This window comes from Streptomyces sp. NPDC001056, assembly GCF_053598955.1.
Genome location: NZ_JBSFLI010000072.1, coordinates 1 through 6,185, shown reverse-complemented (window position 1 = coordinate 6,185; position 6,185 = coordinate 1). Strand labels below are relative to the sequence as shown.

The following is a 6,185-nucleotide window of genomic DNA, read 5'->3' as shown; positions in this document are numbered from 1 at the left end:
CTGGGCGAGCGCGAGGCTCCACGACAGGGTGAGCAGGGAGCCGCCGATCAGCCAGGCGTCCAGGCCCAGGCAGATCCAGCCCGCCCTGGTCACCGGACGGCTGGCGAGCACCAGCAGGCCCACGATCGCGGGCGGCGCGAAGCACAGGAAGAACAGATCGGCGTACGACGGGCTGGGCACGGGCCGGCCGAGGACGACCTCGTACCAGCCCCAGACCGCGTTGCCCAGGGCCGCCATGGTCGAGGACAGGCCGAACAGCAGCCACGCCGGGCGGTAGCGCACCCGGGGTCCGCGGGCGTACAGGAAGCAGGAGACGGCGGCGACGCCGGCCGCGGCGCTGAGCCCGAAGTCGCCCATGACCAGCGCGAGCTCGTCCGCGCCCCAGTCGAACGCGGCGCCGACGGCGTACGCCGCGCAGACGAGGGCGAGGACGAGCTGTTCGGAGGCGCGGGTGCGCCTGACGCGGACCCGCCCGCGCGCCGGCGGGTCCTGGTGCGGGTGCGGCGCGCGCACCGCTTCGTCGGCGGTGGTGGTCACCGGGATGGGCGCGTTCACCGGGGCCTCCCGGAAAGCGAGGCGCCCGCGTCCCGCCGGTCCCGGTGCGCCGGGTGCGCGTGCCTGCGATGGCCGGCCGGCCGGCGCGGCGGGTGGGTGTGGTGGCCGGTGTGATGGCCGCGTCTGCGCGCCGCGGTGTGCCCGGGCCGCCGTCGGCGGCTCCACCGCGTCGGATCGTTCGTCCATAGGCCGTGCATCGCCCGTCGCCCCCCTCGCGAGATCTGGAATGTCATCCCCGGCGCCGGTGTAGGCGGCGCTGCCCCTGTCGGGACGATACACCAGTATCGTCACTCAGGGACATAGCTTCTCTACGCTCCGTGACGACCAGCGGTGATGCGGGCACGGGCCGCGTCCGAGAGGTCGCGGAGGGTGCCGGAAACGCCCTGACGCCCGATCGTTCCCGGGGTGTCCGAGCCCTCCGGATCTGTTCCCGGCGGCTCCTCCTAGGCGGTTCCTACCGGGTCCTTCGCCTCCGGTCCCGTCGTCAGGATCACGTTCCGCAGCGGCTCGTGGTTCACGAACCGGGTCAGCTGGTCGACCAGCAGCCGTTTGGCGCGCGGCAGGAAGGCCGAGGAGGGGCCGCCCACGTGCGGGGTGATGAGTACGCCCGGCGCCTTCCAGAGCGGGTGGCCCGGGGGCAGCGGCTCGGGGTCGGTGACGTCCAGGGCGGCGCTGATCCGGCCCCGCTCCACCTCCGCGAGCAGCGCGTTCGTGTCCACGACCGGTCCGCGCGCGACGTTCACCAGGAGGGCGCCGTCCTTCATCCGCGCGAGGAACTCGGCGTCCACCAGACCCCGGGTGGCGTCCGTGAGAGGGGTGGACAGGATCACGACATCGGCTTCCGGAAGCAGAGAGAGCACATCGGCGATCGGATGCACGGGACCGCGCGCCGTGGTGCGCGGGGAGCGCGCGACGCGCGCCACCCGCGCGAGCTCGAAGGGCGTGAGCCGGTCCTCGATGGCGGCGCCGATCGAGCCGTAGCCGACGATGAGCACGTTCTTGTCGGCGAGCGCGGGCCGGAACCCGCTCTGCCAGCACTCCTGCTGCTGGGCGCGCACGAAGTCGGGGATGCCGCGCAGCGCGGCGAGGGTCAGGGTGAGCGCCAGCTCGGCGGTGCTCGCCTCGTGCACACCGCGCGCGTTGCACAGCCGGGCGCCGGGCGCGATGGCCGAAAGCCGTGCGGTGATGTCGTCGACGCCGGCCGTGAGCGTCTGGATGACCCGGACCTGGGTCAGGTACTCCAGCGGGCGCACCTTGACCGGCCCTCGCTTCATGTACGGCACCACGTACATCACGCACCGCGCGGGGTCGCCAGGAAAGTCCTCGTCGCCACTCTCGCCGCCGTCCCAGAACAGATACCGGAGCCCCTCGGGCAGCCCTTCGATCTCCTCGGGCGGAAGCGGAAGCCATACGTCTGCGGTCATGGTCAGGAGGCTATGTCAGGTACGCGCAGGCGCAGAGGTTAGGTTGGGGGCCGGCTAAGGGAGGTTCCGGAGCAGGTGGAACGCAGGACGATCGGCGCGGGGGCGCTCGCGGTGGGGGCCGTCGGACTCGGGTGCATGCCGATGAACTGGGCGTACAGCACCTCGCGGCAACGGGGCGACGAATCGGTGAGATGCGTGCACCGGGCGCTGGACCTGGGGTCGGGCCTGCTGGACACCGCGGACATGTACGGCCCGTTCACCAACGAACTGCTGCTCGGGCGGGTGCTCAGGGAGCGGCGCGCGGAGGCGTTCGTCTCCACGAAGGTCGGACTGCTGGTGGGCGAGCAGCACATCGTGGCCAACGGCCGCCCGGGATACGTGAAGCGGGCCTGCGACGCCTCGCTGCGCCGGCTCCAGACCGACGTGATCGACCTCTATCAGCTGCACCGGCCCGACCCCGAGGTGCCCATCGAGGAGACCTGGGGCGCGATGGCCGAGCTGGTGCGCGCCGGGAAGGTGCGCTCGCTGGGCCTGTGCGCCCTGGGGGCGCGCGGCGGCCGCCGCTCCGGCGCGGGGTTGTACGACGGCACGCTGCGCCAGTTGCAGCGGGTGCAGCAGGTGTTCCCGGTGGCCGCGGTCCAGGCGGAGCTGTCGGTGTGGTCGCCGGAGGCGCTGCGCACGCTGCTGCCCTGGTGCGAGGCGCGGGGCGTGGGCTTCCTGGCGGCGATGCCGCTGGGCAACGGCTTCCTGACCGGCACGCTCACCCCGGGCGAGGGCTTCGAGCCGGACGACGTGCGCGCCCGCCACCCCCGCTTCACCGCCGAGATGATGGCGGCCAACCAGCCGATCGTGGCCGGTCTGCGCCGCGTCGCCCGGCGGCACGGTCCGGAGGTCACCCCGGCGCAGGTGGCGCTGGCCTGGGTGCTGTCGCGGGGGCGCCATGTGATCGCGCTGCCGGGCACGAAGCGGGAGCGCTGGGCGGCGGAGAACGCGGCGGCGGCGGATCTGCGGCTGACCCCGGCGGACCTGGCGGAGATCGCCCGGCTGCCCGCCGCGCAGGGCTCGTGGGACTGAGGGAGCCTGGAGGGGTCCTGGGACTGGGGGACGCCGGGGAGGGGAAGATCTTCCGTTGGAACACCGCTCCGGAGGGATCATGATCGTGCGACGTCGAGCTGTGTCGGCCGTGGTGGCCGCGGGCACCCTCCTGCTGACGGCGGGTTGCTCGTCCGGCTCCTCGGGAGTGGGCTTCCCGGGCGAGGGCCCCCGTACGGCCCCTCCGCGCACCGCGCCCGCCGCCCGGGCCACCGAGTCGGCGGCACCGGCCAAGGGGTCGGTGCGGGTACTGCGCACGGTGGCCGAGGGCCTGAAGTCACCGTGGGGCCTGGCCGTGCTGCCGGGCGGCGATCTGCTGGTCTCCTCGCGCGACGACGGGACGATCACCCGCGTCGACCCGAACACGGGCCACAAGACCGAGCTGGGCACGGTCTCCGGGGTCTCCCCGGCGGGCGAGGGCGGCCTGCTGGGCATCGCGCTGTCCCCGCACTACGCCTCGGACCACATGGTCTACGCCTACTTCACCTCCGCCTCGGACAACCGCATCGTCCGGATGCTGTACGACGACCGGAAACCGGCCGGTGAGCAACTGGGCGCCCCCGACACGGTGTTCAAGGGCATCCCCAAGGGCCGCATCCACAACGGCGGCCGGATCGCCTTCGGCCCCGACGGCATGCTGTACGCGGGCACCGGCGAGACCGGCCAGCGGAAGCTCGCGCAGAACCGGAACTCCCTCGGCGGCAAGATCCTCCGGCTGACCCCGGACGGCGAACCCGCCCCCGGCAACCCCTTCCCCGACTCCCCCGTCTACTCCTACGGCCACCGCAACGTCCAGGGCCTCGCCTGGGACGACCGCCAGCGCCTGTTCGCCTCCGAGTTCGGCCAGGACACCTGGGACGAGCTGAACGCCATCAAACCCGGTGGCAACTACGGCTGGCCATCCGCCGAGGGCAGATCCACCGACCCCCGCTTCCAGAACCCCCTCGCGCAATGGCACACCGACGACGCCTCCCCCAGCGGCATCGCCTACGTCCACGGCGTCATCTGGATGGCCGCCCTCAAGGGCGAACGCCTCTGGCGCATCCCGCTCCACGGCACCAGGGCCGCGGCCGCGCCCCAGTCCTTCCTGACGGGCCAGTACGGCCGCCTGCGCACGGTCGCCCCGGCCGGCGACGGAAAACTCTGGCTGATCACGAACAACACGGACGGCCGGGGGCATCCGCAGAAGGGCGACGACAGGATCCTGGAGTTGCAGGTGAGCTAGGACCCGGCCACCGCGCTCACGAGCCCTGAGGACCTGCCCCCTCCGGGTCCGGCTCCGGCCCGGCTGCGGCCGGGGCCTCGGTGGCCTGCTCCGCCGTGGACGATTCCGCGGTGGGCAGGCGTATGACCGCCTTGCCGGAGGTCAGGTCTATCGGGCCGCGGCCAGGGTCGCTGTCGCCGACTTGTTCCCGGGTCAGTTCGAGGCGGTTCTGCTCGTCGCGGGTGTGTTTGCGGCCCGGTGTGAACAGTTCACCGAAGGCGTCGAACACGGCTTCTCCCCCTTGCCGGTTGTCCCGGGGCCATTATCCCGCCGCCAGCCGGTCCTGGGCCGGGAACAGGCCGAGCCGGTGGGCCAGGGCGGCCGCCTCGCCGCGGCCGGACACACCGAGCTTGGCCAGGATGTTGGAGACGTGGACGCTCACGGTCTTCGGTGAGATGAACAGTTCCTCGGCTATCTGGCGGTTGGTGCGGCCGGCCGCCATCAGGCGCAGGACCTCCCGTTCCCTTGCGGTCAGACCGAGGGCCGCGGCCGGGTCGGACGGGGTGGCTGCGCCCTTCACGGAACCGGGGGTCAGGGCCAGGCGGGCGCGGCGGGCGAGGCGGGTGACGGCGGCCGTGAGGGGGCGGGCCCCTATGTGGGCGGCGACGGCGGAGGACAGGCGGAGGAGTTCCAGCGCGCGGTCGCGGTCCTCCGTGCCGCCCTCTCTCAGCAGCGCCCCCGCCAGGCGGAGGCGGACCCGGGCGAGGTCGTAGGGGCGGTCCAGGCACTCGAAGGCGGTGACCACCGGGGCCCAGGTGTCCGCGGTGTCCCGGCCGTCCGCTCTGCGCAGTTCCGCCCGGGTCCACTGGTCGTAGGCGTCCCACAGGGGCGCCCCGGTGGTCAGGGTGCGCGCGGTCTCGGTGAGCCGGGCGAGGATCTCGGCCCGGCCCGCCCGGGCGGCGGGCAGGGCGCGGGTGTCGGCCTCGGCGGTGGCGGCGGCGCGGAGCAGGGGCCAGCCGTGGCGGTGCGCGCCGGTGGGGAGGCCGGAGTCCAGGGCCCGACGCAGTTCGGCGCGGGCGTCGGCGAGGCGGCCCTGTCCGACGGCGACCCCGAGGGCGACGCGGGCCAGCGGCAGGAACTGGCGCGGCACGCGGCCGTGGGAGTCGACGTGGGCGCGGACGGTGGCGAGTTGCCGGGCCGCCTCGGCGAGGTCTCCGTGGGCCAGGGCGAGGTGGGCCAGCTTCAGGGCGCCCGCGGCGCGGGGCTCGCCGTCCTGGCCGAACCGGGTGGCGTGCCCGGCGGCCTCGGCGGCGCCCGGCCACTGCCCGAGTGAGTACAGCGCCCCGGACAGCCCGGCCCACATCCATGCCTCCGAGTCCGGCAGTCCGTGCTCGCGGGCGAAGGCGAGGCCGTCGCGCAACAGGGGCACGGCCTCGCGGTCCCGGCCCAGTCCCGCCAGCCCGGACGGCAGGTGCGCATAGGCGCGGCCGGCGACCTGGTGCAGGCCCTCGGCGAGGGCGTCCTGGAGGACCTGCCGCATCTGGGCGAGCCCCGCCTCGTGCTCGCCGGCGTCGACCCGGAGGCCGCCCAGGGTGAGGCGGGCGTGCAGTTCTATGTCGCGGGCGCCGACCATCCGCGCGTACTGCACGGCCTGTTCGGCGGCGGCGAAGGCCTCGGGACCGGGCCGGTGCAGCATGGACCAGTTGGCGGCCAGGGTCAGCACCTCGGCGTGCACCTCGGACGGGGGCAGGCCGCGCACCAGTTGCTCGGCGGTGGCCAGTTCCCGTCGGCCGTCGCCGTGGGCCCGAGCCTGGACCAGCCGGGCACGCTGCACCCAGAACCAGGCGGCGCGCAGCGGGTCCGGCGCGTCCTCCAGCAGGCGCAGAGCCCGCTCGGTGATCGTCAGGGCC

5 protein-coding genes and 1 pseudogene are annotated in these 6,185 nt (G+C 74.2%); 2 read left to right on the top strand and 4 right to left on the bottom strand.

What is annotated here, in order from left to right:
- Both ACWDD7_RS37250 and ACWDD7_RS37245 read right to left on the bottom strand, forming a co-directional pair.
- Positions 1-555 (bottom strand): annotated as a pseudogene (locus ACWDD7_RS37250) (phosphodiesterase); the annotation flags it as partial.
- Between the two features lie 443 nt (positions 556-998).
- The gene (locus ACWDD7_RS37245; protein ID WP_351877218.1) at positions 999-1,979 is read right to left on the bottom strand and encodes a 2-hydroxyacid dehydrogenase; all 981 of its coding nucleotides are present in this window, start codon (positions 1,977-1,979) and stop codon (positions 999-1,001) included.
- A gap of 75 nt (positions 1,980-2,054) precedes the next feature.
- Here ACWDD7_RS37245 and ACWDD7_RS37240 point away from each other — a divergent pair, with 75 nt between their 5' ends.
- Positions 2,055-3,053, top strand: a complete 999-nt coding sequence (locus tag ACWDD7_RS37240) for an aldo/keto reductase (RefSeq protein ID WP_351877219.1) — start codon at positions 2,055-2,057, stop codon at positions 3,051-3,053.
- 79 nt (positions 3,054-3,132) lie between these two features.
- Positions 3,133-4,296: a PQQ-dependent sugar dehydrogenase gene (locus ACWDD7_RS37235; RefSeq protein ID WP_450460663.1), complete on the top strand. Its 1,164-nt coding sequence runs from the start codon at positions 3,133-3,135 to the stop codon at positions 4,294-4,296.
- Between the two features lie 16 nt (positions 4,297-4,312).
- On the opposite strand, the gene ACWDD7_RS37230 is transcribed toward ACWDD7_RS37235, so the two are convergent.
- Complete coding sequence (locus tag ACWDD7_RS37230; RefSeq protein ID WP_450460662.1) at positions 4,313-4,564, bottom strand: DUF6191 domain-containing protein; 252 nt, start codon at positions 4,562-4,564, stop codon at positions 4,313-4,315.
- Positions 4,565-4,597: 33 nt separating this feature from the next.
- Positions 4,598-6,185: LuxR C-terminal-related transcriptional regulator (locus ACWDD7_RS37225; protein WP_450460660.1), on the bottom strand; the 1,588-nt coding region annotated here is incomplete at its 5' end.

Excerpts from the sequence above, each read along its gene's own strand:
- ACWDD7_RS37245 (WP_351877218.1), bottom strand. The coding sequence starts at position 1,979 with ATGACCGCAGACGTATGGCTTCCGCTTCCGCCCGAGGAGATCGAAGGG.
- ACWDD7_RS37235 (WP_450460663.1), top strand. The coding sequence starts at position 3,133 with ATGATCGTGCGACGTCGAGCTGTGTCGGCCGTGGTGGCCGCGGGCACC.